We start from the raw sequence: 16,733 nt of genomic DNA, 5'->3' as shown, positions 1-16,733 counted from the left end.
TTATAATATTGTCACATTTTCATACAAAAAGCAAATTATACTTAAAATTTTTTTAAACAAACCACAACAATCATGAAGAACGTTTATCTTGCCTTACTTTTTATTATTAATTGTAATCTTTACGCACAGAAACAAATGCCAAATGTTGTATTGAAGTCTAATGACAATAAATCATACAATGTTAAAAATGACTTCAACGAAAAAGATAGGTTATATGTGTTTACTTTTTGGGCAACTTGGTGTGCTCCTTGTCTTAATGAGTTAGATGCTATTAAAGAAAATTATGCTGATTGGACAAAAGAACTAAATATGGAAGTAGTAGCCGTTTCTATTGACGATACGCGAACACAAAAAAGAGTAAAACCACTTTTAAACGGAAAAAATTGGCCTTACACTGTTTTGTTAGATACTAACCAAGATTTAAAGCGGGCGTTAGCAATTGCTAATGTTCCTTACACCGTTGTCGTAAAAAATCAAAAAATAGTTTATGTACACAATGGATACAGTCAAGGAGCCGAAAAAGAGTTATACAACAAATTGAAACAACTTTAAAAATGCTGTTTAGAAAAATAATTTTAGCAACTTTCTTAAGTTGTTCGGTTTTAGTTATTGCTCAGGTTGATTCAACCGAAGTAAAAAAAGATTACGGAAGAGTATTTGGTGGATTTGAATCAAATTCGCAATGGTATTTGAATGACAAAGGACGCGGAATCATTCAGCCGGAAGATCCAATTCGTTCAAACAATTATTTATTTGCAAATTATCAAATAAAAGGTTGGACGGCTGGTGTGCAGGTCGAAGCCTATGAAAAAAATGCTTTACTTAATTATAATCCTGAGTTTGAAGGAACGAATGTAGCAACCTATTTCATCAATTACAAATCAAATAAATTCGATATTACTGCAGGTTATTTCTATGAGCAATTTGGTAGCGGAATGCTCCTTCGTGCCTGGGAAGACAGAGCTTTGGGTATCAATACCGCTTTACGTGGGGGTAGAATTATTTACCGTCCTTCTGACAATGTTCGGCTTACTGCATTGTACGGACAACAACGAACCGGTTTTCACGTTGCGAAAGGTAAAGTTTTTGCATTTGATTCTGATTTTCAATTAACTCAATTGTTAAAACTTGATAAATCGGATGTCTCTTTCGGATTAAGTTATGTTGGACGTCATGAAGATATTGATGCTGCAATTGAAAACCCTGAATTTGATGAGATTACACATGGAATTTCTGGAAGAGTAAATTATTCTTACAATTCGTTTTATTCCAATTTAGAGTATAATTACAAATCCAAAGATGCTGTTTTAAATCGAATCAGTAATACATTAGATGAGAATTTGATAGAAGATGGTAATGCTATCAGTTTAAATTTGGGTTATTCTAAACAAGGTTTAGGAATTGATGCTACCTTGCGTAGAACCGAAAATATGACTTTTTTGTCAGAAAGAGTGCCAACTGTTTCAGGCGATAATACAAGTTTAAATTTTAATGATAAAGTATTAAATTTTACTCCGGCTCTAACCAAACAACACCATTCTAACTTAGCAAATATTTATGTTTATCAAGCTCAAGTTGGTTTTGATTTTAAAGATCCACGCATTTTAAAAGTGGGTGAAACCGGCGGTCAAATTGATATTTTTTATGAATTTGCTAAAGACACCAAACTAGGCGGAAAATATGGAACTAAAATCGCTGTAAACATGGCTTCTTGGTATAATCTTCCGGGTCAATACCGCTTAACTCCGGCCGAATATAAAACAGACTTTTTTGGCGTTGGAACCAAATATTACTCGGATTATAATTTGGAAGTAAAAAAGCAACTGTCCGAAAATTGGCATACCGGATTTTATTACATTAATCAGTATTATAATAAACCATGGGTTGAAGATGGAAGCTCAGATGTGAATACTAATATTGTTACAGCTGAAGCCGTGTATAATTTTGCATCCAATAAATCCATTCGTATGGAAGCTGAGCATATGTGGGCCGATGCCGATTTTAAAAATTGGGCAGGAGGAACACTTGAATTGAACTTGAACGATAAATATTCTTTCTACGTTTGGGATATTATTAATTATGGTAACGATGATTCATCCAAACAAAAACACTACTATAACTTTGGTGGTGCATACCGAATCAATTCAACCCGAATAGCGATGAATTATGGTCGTCAACGGGGTGGCTTGGTTTGTGTGGGAGGTGTTTGTCGATTTGTGCCGGAAAGTACTGGTTTTTCATTGTCTATCAACACAGCGTTTTAAGAAATAGTTCATTAAAGATAAATTAGCCGATAGATATAGATATATCGGCTTTTTTTGTAATTATTTATTTAGAAAACCGATGCAACACAAATGTCATCGCACTCAATAATATGAAAGCCATCAATTGATGAGCCAATCCCAACCAAAGTGGAACATGAAGTAACAGAGTGAAAACACCTAAAAGAAATTGAAGAAATACAAAAAGAACTAATATGTTTAATCCTTTGGTCTGTATTGTGGTAAGCGAGTATTTTTTACTTTTAAAATATAAAAACAAAATCATTCCAACAACAAAATAAGCAACTGTTCTATGAATAAATTGCACACCGCTTTTTCCTTCGGTTAAGTTTTGTAAAAGTGTTTGTTGTTCCATCCAAACCGTTTCATGAATAAATTTTCCTTCACTCATTAAGGGCCAGTGATTGTGGATTAACCCGGCGTTTAATCCGGCTACAAATCCGCCATAAATGATTTGAATAATCAATACCACCAACGCAATTCGAGCTAATTTTCGCAAGGGTAAAATCACTTCAATTTTGTTTGGATAAATTAAATCCAACGCAACCCAAAGTGTATATGCAAATGTAATGAATGCAAAAGTTAGGTGTAAAGCCAATCGATAATGGCTCACATCCGGATTGTCAATTAAACCGCTTTTCACCATAAACCAACCCAAAAACCCTTGAAATCCACCCATGAAAAGCAGAATGATGCATTTTTTGATGGTTGACGAATCTAGCTTCTTTTTAATTAAAAAATAAACAAAAGGAACGATAAACACGATGCCAATGATTCTTCCGATGAAGCGGTGAAACCATTCCCAGAAATATATAAATTTATAGTCATCAAGTGTAAAGTCGTTGTGAATATTGATTTTTTGGTATTCAGGAAATTTCTTGTATTCTTCAAAAGCATCGTTCCAAGCTTGGTCGGATGTAGGAGGAAAAGTATCGGTAACTAAATGCCAATCGGTCATCGAAAGTCCGGAGTTGGTAAGACGAGTGATGCCACCCACCATTACCATAATAAACAATAAAACACAGCCTGAAAGTAGCCAAATGATAACGGATTTGTTTGTTTTCATGTTTTATAAACTTAATGCAAAATTACATCACTTTTGCTTATTGACTTTTCTAAACAAAAGTTAATCTTACCGTTAATTTTTTTGCTTTTGTAGTCCTAATTTTTCAGCTTTTTTAATTATGAAGGCGTAAGCAGCTTCGTATTCATTCGGAATTTCTCCTTCTAAAATTGCTTCTTTCACCGCTTCTTTTAAAATCCCAATTTCACGAGAGGGTTTTAAATTGAAAATTTCCATTATTTCCTCTCCGGAAATTGGGGGTTGAAAATTTCGTACATGATCACGTTCTTCCACTTCCACAATTTTCTGTCGAACAATCTTAAAATTATTGTGGTACTTTTTAAATTTAGTTGCGTTTTTAGTGGTAATATCGGCTTCGCATAAAATCATTAAATCTTCAATGTCTTCGCCGGCATCAAACAATAAACGTCGCACCGCAGAGTCGGTAACAATATCTTGTGAAAGCACAATGGGTCGTGAACTTAAGGTTACTAATTTGGAAACGTACTTCATCTTATGATTCAAAGGCATATGCAATCGTTCAAAGATTTTTTTTACCATTTTTCCTCCCAAAAATTCATGTCCGTGAAATGTCCAGCCTTGTTTTTTGTTAAACTTTTTGGTTGGAGCCTTTCCGATATCGTGAAGCAAAGCGGCCCAACGTAACCACACATCATCGGTATTCGGACAAATATTATCCACCACTTCTAAGGTGTGATAAAAGTTGTTTTTATGAGTATGACCTTCTATTTCTTCCACTTGATTTAAAGCGGTTAATTCCGGTAAAATCAAATCTAACAAACCGGTTTGATACAATAAAATAAAACCAATAGAAGGTTTTTCTGTAGAAAGAATTTTGTTTAATTCATCCACAATTCGTTCACCGGTTATAATGTTGATTCGCTGATAATTTTTGGTTATGGAAGCCAATGATTTTTCTTCAATCGTAAAATGCAATTGCGTAGCAAAACGAATGGCTCGCATCATTCGCAACGGATCATCCGAAAAGGTTATGTCAGCATCCAAAGGTGTTCGAATGATTTTATTTTGTAAATCTTCCAAACCATTAAAAGGATCGATTAAATCACCGTAATTTTTTTCATTCAGCGAAAAAGCTAAAGCATTGATAGTAAAATCACGTCGGTTTTGATCGTCTTTTAGTGTCCCGTTTTCCACTACCGGATTTCTACTGTCAAAATGATAGCTTTCTTTTCGGGCTCCTACAAATTCGATGTCAATTTCTTGGTAACGAAGCATTGCTGTACCATATGTTTTAAAGACCTGTACTTTGGGTTTATTTGTAAGGAGCTCAGAAACTTTGAGAGCCAAATCAATACCGCTTCCAACAGCAACAATATCGATGTCTTTTTTGAAATCCCGATCGAGTAAAAAATCCCGAACAAATCCACCAATTACGTAGCATTCAACACCTAGCTCTTTTGATGCTTGCGAGATGATTTTAAAGATAGGGTTATGTAGTGCTTTGGTGTAATTCATTTTTTACTTTCGAATAATTTGCACCTGACTATCCAACGTTAATTTGATGATGGTTGAAGGTTTGTCGCAAATTTTTTCGCGGTGCAAATTTACAACATAGTCTACACCTTTAATAATTTCGGGACTAATTTCTTTGAATGATTTTGGAGTGGGTTCACCGGAAATGTTGGCAGAAGTGGAAACCAGGGGTTTTTTCATTCGCTCCATTAATTTATAACAAAACGGTTCTTTCACTATTCGAACAGCCAAAGACTTATCTTCTGCAATAATATTTGGAGCTACATTTCTTGGTTTATCTAAAATTAGAGTGGTTGGTTTCTCAGTTAAATCAAGAATTTGCCATGCTACTTCAGGAATGTCTTTGAACACATTATACATCATTTTTTCGCCATTCATCAATACAATCATACTTTTGGATTCTTCTCTTTTTTTGAGTTCGTATATTTTTTTTACAGCTTCTGGATTCGTAGCATCACAACCAATTCCCCAAACCGTATCGGTAGGGTAGAGAATGATGCCACCGTTTTGAATAACTTGAAAGGCGTTGTGGATTTCTTGGTTTAAGTCAGTTGCCATTATTTGTATTTTATACTCCGAAAAACTTTTTAAATTTTTTACTTAAAACTTTATATCTTAAAATAATTTTATTTTTTTGTTGAATCTTAGTTTAATTAGAAATATTGGGAATTATTTTAATAGCTTAAATATTAATAGTGAAATATATCACAACTGTTCTTATAGATATTAAATGATTTTTGATTTTTAGATTACAAAAGTCAACAATTTTAATATTTCATCAAGAATAATTTTAATTTAAAATAGCTTCCTTGTAGATTTTAATGGTTTGTTCGGCCATAATTGTAGAATCAAAGTTGTCTAAAATTGTTTTCAATCCATTTTCTTTGACTTTTTTTCTCAATGAAGTATCGTCGATTAACTCTAATAAGTTATTTGCAAGACTCTTGAAGTCGTTAGAATCAGCTAACATACCATTATGTTTGTGTAAAATTACCTCAGGAATTCCACCAACATTGGTTGTTATCACAGGAACTTCATAATACAATGATTCTAATATTGTTAAAGGCATACCCTCGCTTTCAGAAGTCATCATAAAATAATCAAACTGAGGTAAAAATTCATGTCCGTTTTGAATAAAACCTTTAAGTTCGATATAGTTTGTTAAGTCCTTTTCAATAATCATTTGATTTATCTCATCTGTCAAGTTGGTAAACCTTCCAATTTGGATAAACTGAATATTTTTAATTTTTTTTACATTCACCAGGTAATCAATTGTTAATATAAAAGTCTTTAAACCTTTTGCTCTAACATGATTAGCAATATTTCCAATAATTATTTTATCATTTGAAGATTTTAAAATGTTTTTTTCTTTAGCTTTATTTTTTTCAAGTTCATTGATATTTATTCCATCTCTTATAACGATTAATTTGTGATGGTTTTTTTTGTAAAGAATTTTTTGAAATCTTTTTTTTATGGCTTCGGTCACACAAGTTGTTTTATAAATACCACTGTAGTTATATTTAATTTTACTAAACAGACTTGAACTTCTACTCATATCCTTTTTGGAAAATATTGCTTTACATTTTAAGTTAAACAATATGTTAGATAACATAAATGTTAAGATAAACTTTCCATTGTGAATATGAATTAAATCAATCTTCTCTTGTTTAACTATTTGATTTAATCTTTTTAATAATTCAAAAGAATAAATTTTTCTTTTAGGATGATTAAAAAAGATAGCTTTTGTTTGATCTTTAAAAATATTCAATTCAGAAGTGTCAAAACAAAAGATATAATTTTTTACATTTTTTTTATCTGATGCTTCAACCAAATGGATTAATTGTTGTTCACTTCCTCCAAATTTAATATTACTGGAAAGATGTAGTATTCTCATTATTTTTTATTTTGCTTTATAAACCCCTAATGTTTTTTTAATTTGTTTACTGAGTAAAACTTGTTTTACATATATATAGTTTTTTAAGCTTAAAAACCACCATTTTGAGAATGATAATTGCTCGCTCTCAATTGATTTTGAAACTTTTTCAGAAATGATGAAGTCATCTTTAAGACTATTCCATTTGATATTTCCATAGCCATCAAATTCGTTAACTTTGTTTTTTCCGTGAATTACAGAAAGCCAAAGCCGTTTTTCTTTTACATGAATTAATCGAGGTTCTTTTTTCCACATATTATGCACATAGTGCCATACTGTTTTCGGGTTTTCGTTTTTTTCGATTAAGCTGATAAACGGATTAAAAATATGCTCTTTTTTACCTAAAATAAAACTAGGTTCAATTTGTAAAGTATAACCTTCAATATTATCGATAGCTAAAAAATCTTGCCGATTAAAGTGTTTTTGAATTTCATTAATAAAATCTTTATGAATACAATCATCATTATCAATTCTCGAAGTTATTAAATATTCAGACGAGCTATTTTTTTTAACATAGTTAAGAATGCTTTCATTGAAAACTGGCATCCCATCAATAAAAAAAATCTTGATATTAGTGTAGTTCTCAATAATTTCTTCAATTTTTTTTCTATGAATAGCATTTGTTGAGACATCAAAATAAAGTAGCCATTCAAAGTTTTGATTGGTTTGATTTATAACAGAAGGAAAACAATAGTTTACAAATAATGTTATACGCTCATTCATCCAATTATCATCTAAAATAGACTCATTGTTTTTTGTTAACTGTTTCCACTCCGGATTTCTGAGATTAAATCTTGTGATTAAAAGATGTTTGAACATGTTCTATTTTTTTGTAAAAATAAATCAAATAAATAAAAAAACTTACTTTTGTTAGATATTAGAAGAAAACATAATGAAGAAAGTTTTTCGCTCAAATTTTAACCATTTAGAAAATCAGTTTGATGATATTTTAAATAAATTTAAAAAAGATGGCAAGTTGATTGGCTCAGAAAAGCGAAACATAATCAAATTCTTTGATTTAACGGACGGAATAAAAGTAAATGTAAAATCATTTAAAAAACCAAATTTCATTAATGCCTTCATCTATGGGTATGTAAGAAAGTCAAAAGCTAGACGTTCATTTGAATATGCCACAATTCTCCAAGAAAAAGGAATTGGTACACCGCAACCGTTTGCTTATTTTGAGAATATCACACTCTTTGGATTGAAAGAAAGTTACTATTTTAGTGAACAACAAGAGGTAGATTGCGAGTTGAGAAAAGTTATTTTTGATATGAATTATCCCGAGAGAGAAATAATTTTTATACAATTAGCCCAATTTTTTTACAAAATTCACAATTTTGGAATAGAGTTTATTGATAATACTGCTGGAAATACACTTGTAAAAAAAGTGAGAGATAAGGAGTATTGCTTTTATTTGGTTGACTTGAACAGAATGGCTTTTCATAAAAGCTTAACCATGCATAAAAGAGCTTCAAATTTAGCAAAACTTACAAATGATAATATTGTTAATGAACTAATTAGTGATGAGTATTCTAGATTAATTAAAGTTCAAAAAGATACTTTTTCTAAACTTTTACAGAGTGAATCAGACCGTTTCTTGAATAACTTCAACCGTAGAAAAAATCTAAAAAAGAAACTCTTTTTTTGGAAGTAAAACATAAAAAGGTTTACTTTTCCATTCTAATCAACTTGGATGAAACTATCGGTTATAATTACAACGTACAATTCAGAAGAATGGCTTGCCAAAGTACTTATTGGTTATAGCGTTCAGACCGAAAATGATTTTGAAATTGTCATAGCGGATGATGGTTCTACCCAAAAAACAAAAGATTTACTGGATACATTCAGTACAAAATTTAAGCACCCTATTATTCATGTTTGGCATGAAGACAATGGTTTTGAGAAACCTAAAATACTTAATAAAGCCATTTTAGCTTCAGGTTCTGATTATTTGCTTTTTACAGACGGTGATTGTATTCCGAGAAACGATTTTGTTGCCATTCATCTGAAGTACAAAGAAGCAGGCTATTTTTTATCCGGTGGTTATTTTAAATTACCTCTTTCTATCTCTAAAAGTATTTGTGAAAAGGATATTATTTCACAAAATTGTTTTGACAGTAAGTGGCTAAGAAGTGAAGGGTTGGCTTTCAATTTTAAATTAACAAAGTTAACTCAACTAAAATGGTTGGCAGTATTCATGAATTGGATTACACCAACCAAACGTTCCTGGAACGGTCATAATTCATCGGGCTTCAAACAAGATATTTTGGATGTCAATGGGTTTAATGAGGATATGAAATACGGCGGTTTAGACCGTGAATTAGGCGAAAGATTGTTCAATAAAGGATTGCTGTCAAAACAAATAAGGTATTCGGCCATCTGTTTGCATTTAGACCATAGTCGTTCTTACGCAACTTCCGAGAGTATCGAAAAAAATAAAGCAATCAGAAAATTTAACAAACAACATCGCATTATTCGGATACCAAATGGAATAAGTAAAGGGATGTAATTCTGGCTCCTAAAGAGCATTAAGAGAAATTATCCTTATTTTTGCACATAATTTACAATTTATACAATGAAAATTTCTGTTATTGTCAGTACTTATAATGCAGAGGAATGGTTAGAGAAAGTGTTAATTGGCTATAGTGTTCAAACCTATCAAGATTTTGAATTAATTATCGCTGATGATGGCTCAAAACCTACTACAAAAGAGTTAATCGACCGATATAGAGAAAATTACCCGGTTCCAATCCGACACTTATGGCATGAGGATGAAGGCTACAGGCGACAAGAAATTTTGAATGTAGCTATAGTAAAAGCAGCCAACGAATACATCATTATGACGGATGGTGATTGTATTCCCAGAAAAGATTTTGTGGAAGTACACGCCAAATACGCAGAAAAAGGTCGGTTTTTATCCGGTGGCTATTGTAAATTAAGTATGAAAGTCAGTAAATTGATTTCAAAAGAAGATATCATCAACGGTACTTGTTTTGATGTAAAATGGCTGAAGAGCAAAGATAAACTGGGTTTCTCTCAAACGTTAAAGTTGTCTACAGATGGTGTTATGGCCACCATAATGGATACCATTACACCTACAACACCTTCTTTTAATAACTGTAATTCCTCAGGATTCAAAGAAGATATGATTGCTATTAACGGCTATGATGAGCGTATGAAATACGGTGGTCCTGATAGAGAATTTGGTGAAAGACTTGAAAATTTTGGTATAAAAGGGAAACAAATCCGTTACCAAGCGATTGTTTTGCATTTGGATCATGCCAGAGGATATAAAACCCCGGAATCATTAGCCGCCAATCTAGCTATTAGAAAAGAGGTGAAAGATAATAAGATTGTTTGGACTCCGTATGGTATTATGAAAGAGAAAAAGTAAAATTAATTGTCAATTCTTTTCAAAAAAGCGATTAATTTTTCTTTGAATAAACCAGGCTGAAATTTTTCATACCATTCCAACGCTTTGTCTTTGAAATTTTTAGGATGTTTATTTTGGTATAAATCAGGATAGTAATCACTCAAATGAACAACATCGTGCAATCCTGTTTCTTCCATAATGTTCCACGATGTTTTATTTATCCATGGAGCATAAATAGTAAAAGTTGGAATGGAAAGTGCTTTCGCCATATTGGTGGCACCGCCTTCGTTTCCAATTAATGCATCACATTGTGCTAAAATACCCAAAAAATCTCGCAATCCATCCGCATAAAAATCCAAATGTATTTGCGATTTTGTCTTTTCATTGCATAAATGATAAAGATGTTCTACTTCTTTTCTCTGTTTTGGAATGTAGTTGAATAAAATTTGTGCTTCTTTATTTTCAGCAATGTAATCCAAAACATTAGCCATGTAAGACGGTGGTAAACTTTTGTTCTTACCGCTACCCAAGACACTAATCATAAAAATCGGTTTGTTGGAAGAAAAAACACTCATTTTAGTTTTGGCTAAATTCAATTCTGATTCCGATAAGTGAATAGCCGGATAAACCAATTCAACTTTTTTATTTAAAGCCGTGCTGGCTAAAAGGAGTCGATAAGCATTGGCAGTTCCATTACATTCAGTATCAGGAACAACTGTTTTAGTATAAAAAAATGTAGTGTACCATTTATAATGGCCGATAATCGTTTTGGCCCCACTAAAATAAGCCGGAATAATGCTTTGCCATTTGCCATATACATCAATTACCAAAGCATATTTTTCTTTTTTTAATTGTTTTCCGAATTGAATTAAGCGAAAAAGTCCTTTGTTAGCTTGTGGGTCAAACAAAACAATTTTGTCAATATATGGATTATTTTCTACTACCGGAAGTGTGTTTTTTTCAATCAAATAATGAATTTTCCAATCCGGATGTTCTTTTTTAAGCACTTCGCAAATGACAGTACTAGCCAAAACATCGCCAATCATTTTATGTTGTATTACCAGTACTTTCATAATAAAAAATTAAACCGCTACGTTATATTCTCGCAATGCATCGTTGAGCGAAGTTTTCAAATCGGTTGAAGGTTTTCTCTGACCAATAATCAGTGCACAAGGCACTTGAAATTCACCAGCCGGAAATTCTTTGGTATAGCTTCCCGGAATCACCACCGAACGTGCAGGTACGAATCCTTTGTATTCCACCGGACTTTCGCCGGTTACATCAATAATTTTGGTTGAACCCGTTAACACTACATTGGCTCCTAAAACGGCCTCTTTTTCTACACGAACGCCTTCTACCACAATGCATCTTGACCCGATAAAGGCTCCGTCTTCAATTATTACCGGAGCGGCTTGAAGCGGTTCTAAAACACCACCAATGCCAACACCTCCACTCAAGTGAACGTCTTTTCCAATTTGAGCACAGCTGCCCACGGTTGCCCAAGTATCCACCATTGTACCTTCATCTACATACGCTCCTATGTTTACATAACTGGGCATCATAATCACACCTTTGGACACATAAGCTCCATAACGTGCAACCGCTGGTGGAACCACGCGAACTCCTTTTTCGGCATAGTTGCGTTTCAATTCCATTTTGTCGTGGTATTCAAAAATACCGGCTTCCCACGTTTCCATTTTTTGAATGGGGAAATACATCACTACGGCTTTTTTTACCCATTCGTTCACTTGCCAACCTGTAGCAGTCGGTTCGGCCACACGAAGTTTTCCGTTGTCTAATAATTCAATGACTTCTCTAATAGCAGCAATGGTCGTTTCTTCTTGCAATAAAGCTCTGTTTTCCCAAGCTTTTTCTATGATAGGTTGTAATTCGTTCATTTTTTTAAAATTTTGACAAAGATAAAATCTTTTGCGGATACATTTTGGTTTGATTTTTGTAAACTTTTTAGCAAAAAAAATAAATTGGTGTAAATTTGTAAAATCAGAAAAAAACAAATGCCCAGAATACTCGCCATAGATTACGGAATCAAACGCACAGGAATTGCCGTGACCGATGAATTGCAAATCATTGCATCGGGGTTAACCACCATTCCATCCGATATAATTATTCCTTTTTTGAAAGACTATTTTTCTAAAGAAAGTGTTTCTACTGTGTTAATTGGCGAACCCAAACAAATGAACGGTCTTCCTTCGGAAAGTACACCCATTATTGAAAAATTTGTAGAAAAATTTTCGATTGAATTTCCACAAATGAAAGTTATTCGTGTCGATGAACGTTTTACTTCCAAAATGGCTTTTCAAACGATGATAGACAGTGGTTTACGCAAAAAGCAACGCCAAAACAAAGGTTTAGTAGATGAAATTGCCGCTACAATTTTGTTGCAGGATTTCTTAAACAGAAAAATGATTTAAAAGAAAAACCTACTTGTTTAAAGACAAAAGTCAGAATTCTTTTTATTACTTTTGCATCCGAATTTAATCGAAATAGTTTAAATTCTAAATTACAAAAAATTGTTCAAATGATTTTATCAATTGTTGGATATGGTGATCCGGTTTTACGCAAAGTTGGTGCAGAAATTTCACCCGAATATCCCAATTTATCGGAACTTATTGTTAACATGTATGACACCATGTACAATGCTTACGGCGTTGGTTTGGCGGCTCCACAAATTGGTTTAGCCATTCGGTTGTTTGTTGTAGATACAGAGCCTTTTAGCGAAAGTGATGATTTGAAACCGGAAGAAAAAGAGCAATTAAAAGGTTTTAAGAAGACATTTATTAACGCTAAAATTGTAAAAGAAGAAGGTGACGAATGGGGGTTTAACGAAGGTTGTTTGAGTATTCCGGATGTTCGCGAAGATGTGTATCGAAAAGAAAAGATTACGATTGAATATTTTGATGAAAACTTCACCAAACACACAGAAGTGTATGATGGGTTAATTGCCAGAGTAATTCAACACGAATACGATCATATTGAAGGTGTTTTATTTACCGATAAAATTTCTACATTAAAAAAGACATTGATTAAGAAAAGACTTCAAAACATAATGGATGGCAAAATCAGAGCCGATTACAAAATGAAGTTTTTCAATAAAAAAGGAAGATAATAAAGTTTAATTTATAGTTTAAAATGAGTTTACAAAAAATATTAGCCATTTCCGGTAAACCGGGATTATTCGAATTAAAGTTACAAACCAGAACCGGTTTTGTTGCCGAAAGTTTAATGGACGGAAAAAAAATTACAGTAGGGATGAGAAGCAATGTGAGTTTACTTTCTGAAATTGCGGTGTACACCTATAACGAAGAAATTAAATTAGCCGAAGTTTTTAAAGCCATTGCAACCAAGGAAAATGAGGGGCCTACCGCTATTTCACACAAGGACGATAACAGTGTTTTGGTCACTTATTTTAGAGAAGTTTTACCCGATTTTGACGAAGAAAGAGTTTATCCTTCAGATATAAAAAAAATAATCAATTGGTACAATATGCTGCAACCCAAAGGATATGTAACACTTGAAGCTTTATCGCAAGAAGAAAAAGAAGAAACAGCCGAATAAATTTTGATAATTAATCCTGCAACAAGCAGGATTTTTTATTTTTACACAAATCAATATACAATGCATACAAGAGAACAGCAATTAGCCGCTTTTGGTCGTTTACTCGATATCATGGACGATTTGAGGGAAAAATGTCCATGGGATAAAAAACAAACCTTAGAAAGTTTACGTCATTTGACCATTGAAGAAACCTATGAGTTGGGCGATGCCATTTTGGATAACGATTTGCAGGAAATCAAAAAGGAATTAGGCGATTTATTGTTGCACATAGTGTTTTATGCTAAAATTGGGAGTGAGACTAATGATTTTGACATAGCCGATGTAGCCAATAGTATTTGTGATAAATTGATCGACCGTCATCCACACATTTATGGTGATGTAGTAGTAGCTAATGAAGAAGAAGTAAAACAAAATTGGGAGAAACTTAAACTAAAAGAGGGTAAAAAATCAGTTTTAGAAGGTGTGCCGAAAAGTTTACCGGCACTCGTAAAAGCCAGCCGAATTCAAGACAAAGTGAAAGGTGTTGGTTTTGATTGGGAAGAACCTCACCAAGTTTGGGATAAAGTACAAGAAGAAGTAAACGAGTTACAAGAAGAAGTAAAAGCAGGAAATTTTGAAAAAATGGAAGCTGAATTTGGCGATGTATTGTTTTCCATGATTAATTATGCTCGGTTTTTAAAAATTAATCCTGAGAATGCGTTGGAACGCACCAACAAAAAATTCATAAAACGATTTATGTATCTTGAAAGTAAAGCATCAGAACTAGGAAAACCATTGTCCGAAATGACTTTGGCCGAGATGGATGTTTTTTGGGAAGAAGCAAAAAAAGTATAAAACAGTAACGAAAACGTTTTCGTAATTTCTTGTGCTATTTAGTGAAAAATCAGAATAAGTATGCGTTTTTGATTTTTAGGAGTTATACTTAGTGTTTTATTTTGAAATATTCATAATTATTTTTTTGTTTTTTTGATTTTGATGATAAGTAAGTTAAATTTGTTAAATAACTTAAAATCAATTAGTATGATTAAACATTTACTCTTAACCTTAATGTTGTTATTAAATAGTTCAATTGTATTGGCACAATTTGATAACATCTCTATTATCGGTCAGTTCACAAATTGGGCAGCCGATGTTCCGATGGCTACAGAAGACGGAGTTATCTATACGCTTTCTTCCCAAAACTTTGCCGTTTCCGGTGGAGCAAAATTTAGAAAAGATAACATGTGGGATACAAATTGGGGTGCAACTACTTTTCCAACAGGTACAGCTACCCAAGGAGGTCAAGATATTCCGGTCCCGATGGGAACTTATGATGTAGAGTTTAACAAAGAAACAGGTACATACATTTTTACTGAAGTTGCCTCTGAATTTGATAATATTGGAATAATTGGAGGATTTAACAGTTGGGCTGAAAGTGAACAGATGGTTACATTTGACGGTAGTTTGTATACGTTGGATGATTATTATTTTTCAGCAGATGAGGTTAAATTCAGAAAGGATAATAATTGGGATGTTAACTGGGGTGGCTCTACTTTTCCTTCAGGTGAAGCAATTGCTAACGGGAATAATATTCCATTAGTTGCAGGGTTTTATAATGTTGCTTTTAACTACTCCGGTTTGAATTATTCTTTCATTCAAGTTCCGGTTTCTTTGATTGGTGATGGAGCTCAGGGTTGGGAAACCGATATTGCATTACCTTCGTCAGATGGAGGCGTGACTTTTTTGATGCAAAATTTTGAATTAGTAGACGGTTTTGTGAAATTTAGAGCAAATTCTTCTTGGGCCAAAAATTGGGGGAGTTCTGATTTTCCTATGGGTACCGGTACTCAAAATGGAATGGATATACCAACAGTTGCAGGAATATACAATATCTCATTTAATAGAATTACCGGAGAATATAACTTTGAAGAAGTCTTGAGTGTAAATGACCCGTTAAAGGTTAGTGCAAAAGTTTATCCAAACCCAACACAAAATAACTGGACATTTGTTTTCGAAGACAATCAAATTGAATCAATTGATATTGTTGATATGACCGGAAAAACGGTTTATTCAAATCAATTTAACTCAAATGAAGTTTTAGTAGATGCTACTAACTTTTCAACCGGAATATATTTTGCAAAAGTGAGAACTGGAGAAGCAGTTCAAACTATCAAGTTGGTTAGAAAATAAAATACAAAATCAACATTTTTTGAAAGCCATGAGTTTAAAACTTGTGGCTTTTTTTAAAGGCGAAAGTTACTCAGCTATTCTTTTTAATTTCATTTTATCAATAATGCTTATTTTCTTTCCTTTAATATCAATCAAACCTATTTTATTAAATTCTGATAAAAGTCGAATACAACTTTCTGTCGCCGTTCCAATCATACCGGCTAATTCCTCTCTGGAAAGTTGAATATGAAGTGAACCATCTTCATTTTTGCCAAATGTATCTTCTAAATACAATAATGTTTCAGCTAAACGTTCTTTCACTGTTTTTTGAGCCATTGAAACCATGTGATCGTCTGCTTCTTTCAAATCACCGCAAATGGTTTTCATCACATTCATCGAAAACTGATTATTATTATTAAAAAAGCCTAATACATCTGATTTAGGTATAAAGCATACTTCCATGTCTTCCAAAGCTACGGCACTTAAATTGGCCGGTTCATCACTAATCATGGAGCGTTGCCCTAAAAGTTCTCCGGGCTTAACCAATTTTACAATTTGATCTTTACCGTTAGCACTTAATTTAGAAAGTTTACAAACCCCATCTTTGACACAATAGATACCGTTAACCGATTCTCCTTCCTCAAAAATAGGTTCCCCTTTTTTAATAGTGTATGAAGACTTGCAGTTAGCCATTTTTAAAAGCTCTTCTTTATTCAAAGCTTTTAGAGAACTAAATTCTCTCACAATGCACTGTTCGCACTTACTCATGCTTTATGTTTTTAGGTATTCACAAATATAATTAAAGTATGACAAATATCATATTTTAATTTTTATCCTTTT

18 protein-coding genes are annotated in these 16,733 nt (G+C 32.8%); 10 read left to right on the top strand and 8 right to left on the bottom strand.

Translation table 11 applies throughout. From position 1 onward, the window contains the following. The first annotated feature begins 72 nt into the window (after positions 1–72). Together R2782_RS01750 and R2782_RS01745 are read left to right on the top strand one after the other, a co-directional pair. On the top strand, positions 73–552 hold the full coding sequence (locus R2782_RS01750; RefSeq protein WP_371266342.1) for a TlpA family protein disulfide reductase: 480 nt from the start codon (positions 73–75) through the stop codon (positions 550–552). 2 nt (positions 553–554) lie between these two features. Next, entirely contained in the window at positions 555–2,264 is a 1,710-nt protein-coding gene (locus R2782_RS01745) for a DUF6029 family protein (RefSeq protein WP_371266341.1), read from the top strand. Positions 2,265–2,328: 64 nt separating this feature from the next. Here the strand turns inward: R2782_RS01745 and R2782_RS01740 are convergent, their stop codons facing one another. The 5 genes from R2782_RS01740 to R2782_RS01720 all read right to left on the bottom strand — a co-directional run bounded on the left by R2782_RS01740 (position 2,329) and on the right by R2782_RS01720 (position 7,612). Continuing rightward, positions 2,329–3,348 (bottom strand): COX15/CtaA family protein, encoded by a 1,020-nt coding sequence (locus tag R2782_RS01740; protein ID WP_371266340.1) that lies wholly within the window; start codon positions 3,346–3,348, stop codon positions 2,329–2,331. A gap of 72 nt (positions 3,349–3,420) precedes the next feature. Further along, positions 3,421–4,842 carry a CCA tRNA nucleotidyltransferase gene (locus tag R2782_RS01735; RefSeq protein WP_371266339.1) on the bottom strand — a complete coding sequence of 474 codons (1,422 nt, stop codon included), beginning with the start codon at positions 4,840–4,842 and terminating at the stop codon, positions 3,421–3,423. Between the two features lie 3 nt (positions 4,843–4,845). Then, a complete protein-coding gene (locus R2782_RS01730; protein WP_371266338.1) occupies positions 4,846–5,418 on the bottom strand; it encodes an L-threonylcarbamoyladenylate synthase in 573 nt (190 codons plus the stop codon). 232 nt (positions 5,419–5,650) lie between these two features. After that, positions 5,651–6,754, bottom strand: a complete 1,104-nt coding sequence (locus tag R2782_RS01725; protein ID WP_371266337.1) for a glycosyltransferase family 4 protein — start codon at positions 6,752–6,754, stop codon at positions 5,651–5,653. Positions 6,755–6,760: 6 nt separating this feature from the next. After that, positions 6,761–7,612: a glycosyltransferase gene (locus R2782_RS01720; protein ID WP_371266336.1), complete on the bottom strand. Its 852-nt coding sequence runs from the start codon at positions 7,610–7,612 to the stop codon at positions 6,761–6,763. Positions 7,613–7,685: 73 nt separating this feature from the next. Between R2782_RS01720 and R2782_RS01715 the strand changes: the two genes are divergently transcribed. From R2782_RS01715 to R2782_RS01705, 3 genes are all read left to right on the top strand, one after another. After that, positions 7,686–8,450 (top strand): Kdo domain containing protein, encoded by a 765-nt coding sequence (locus tag R2782_RS01715; protein ID WP_371266335.1) that lies wholly within the window; start codon positions 7,686–7,688, stop codon positions 8,448–8,450. A gap of 39 nt (positions 8,451–8,489) precedes the next feature. Continuing rightward, positions 8,490–9,305 (top strand): glycosyltransferase family 2 protein, encoded by an 816-nt coding sequence (locus R2782_RS01710; RefSeq protein ID WP_371266334.1) that lies wholly within the window; start codon positions 8,490–8,492, stop codon positions 9,303–9,305. 66 nt (positions 9,306–9,371) lie between these two features. Continuing rightward, on the top strand, positions 9,372–10,190 hold the full coding sequence (locus R2782_RS01705) for a glycosyltransferase family 2 protein (RefSeq protein WP_371266333.1): 819 nt from the start codon (positions 9,372–9,374) through the stop codon (positions 10,188–10,190). A 2-nt stretch (positions 10,191–10,192) separates the two neighbouring features. Here R2782_RS01705 and R2782_RS01700 read toward each other — a convergent pair whose 3' ends face one another. Together R2782_RS01700 and R2782_RS01695 are read right to left on the bottom strand one after the other, a co-directional pair. Beyond that, positions 10,193–11,242 (bottom strand): glycosyltransferase family 9 protein, encoded by a 1,050-nt coding sequence (locus tag R2782_RS01700; protein WP_371266332.1) that lies wholly within the window; start codon positions 11,240–11,242, stop codon positions 10,193–10,195. Positions 11,243–11,251: 9 nt separating this feature from the next. Beyond that, positions 11,252–12,067: a 2,3,4,5-tetrahydropyridine-2,6-dicarboxylate N-succinyltransferase gene (locus tag R2782_RS01695; RefSeq protein ID WP_371266331.1), complete on the bottom strand. Its 816-nt coding sequence runs from the start codon at positions 12,065–12,067 to the stop codon at positions 11,252–11,254. 117 nt (positions 12,068–12,184) lie between these two features. Here R2782_RS01695 and ruvX point away from each other — a divergent pair, with 117 nt between their 5' ends. The 5 genes from ruvX (at position 12,185) to R2782_RS01670 (ending at position 15,914) form a co-directional block, all read left to right on the top strand. Further along, on the top strand, positions 12,185–12,601 hold the full coding sequence (gene ruvX, locus R2782_RS01690; protein ID WP_371266330.1) for a Holliday junction resolvase RuvX: 417 nt from the start codon (positions 12,185–12,187) through the stop codon (positions 12,599–12,601). A gap of 107 nt (positions 12,602–12,708) precedes the next feature. Beyond that, positions 12,709–13,296 carry a peptide deformylase gene (gene def, locus R2782_RS01685; RefSeq protein WP_371266328.1) on the top strand — a complete coding sequence of 196 codons (588 nt, stop codon included), beginning with the start codon at positions 12,709–12,711 and terminating at the stop codon, positions 13,294–13,296. A gap of 23 nt (positions 13,297–13,319) precedes the next feature. Next, complete coding sequence (locus R2782_RS01680) at positions 13,320–13,745, top strand: DUF5606 domain-containing protein (protein WP_371266327.1); 426 nt, start codon at positions 13,320–13,322, stop codon at positions 13,743–13,745. A gap of 60 nt (positions 13,746–13,805) precedes the next feature. After that, positions 13,806–14,579, top strand: a complete 774-nt coding sequence (mazG, locus tag R2782_RS01675) for a nucleoside triphosphate pyrophosphohydrolase (protein ID WP_371266326.1) — start codon at positions 13,806–13,808, stop codon at positions 14,577–14,579. 186 nt (positions 14,580–14,765) lie between these two features. After that, the gene (locus R2782_RS01670; RefSeq protein ID WP_371266325.1) at positions 14,766–15,914 is read left to right on the top strand and encodes a T9SS type A sorting domain-containing protein; all 1,149 of its coding nucleotides are present in this window, start codon (positions 14,766–14,768) and stop codon (positions 15,912–15,914) included. A 66-nt stretch (positions 15,915–15,980) separates the two neighbouring features. Here R2782_RS01670 and R2782_RS01665 read toward each other — a convergent pair whose 3' ends face one another. Then, positions 15,981–16,661 (bottom strand): Crp/Fnr family transcriptional regulator, encoded by a 681-nt coding sequence (locus R2782_RS01665; RefSeq protein WP_371266323.1) that lies wholly within the window; start codon positions 16,659–16,661, stop codon positions 15,981–15,983. Positions 16,662–16,733: the final 72 nt, after the last annotated feature.

Origin of the sequence: Flavobacterium sp., assembly GCF_041392085.1 — a bacterium.
In the GTDB taxonomy this organism is placed as follows: domain Bacteria; phylum Bacteroidota; class Bacteroidia; order Flavobacteriales; family Flavobacteriaceae; genus Flavobacterium.
Note: the sequence above shows the minus strand (reverse complement) of the source record. Positions and strands in the feature narration are given on the sequence as shown.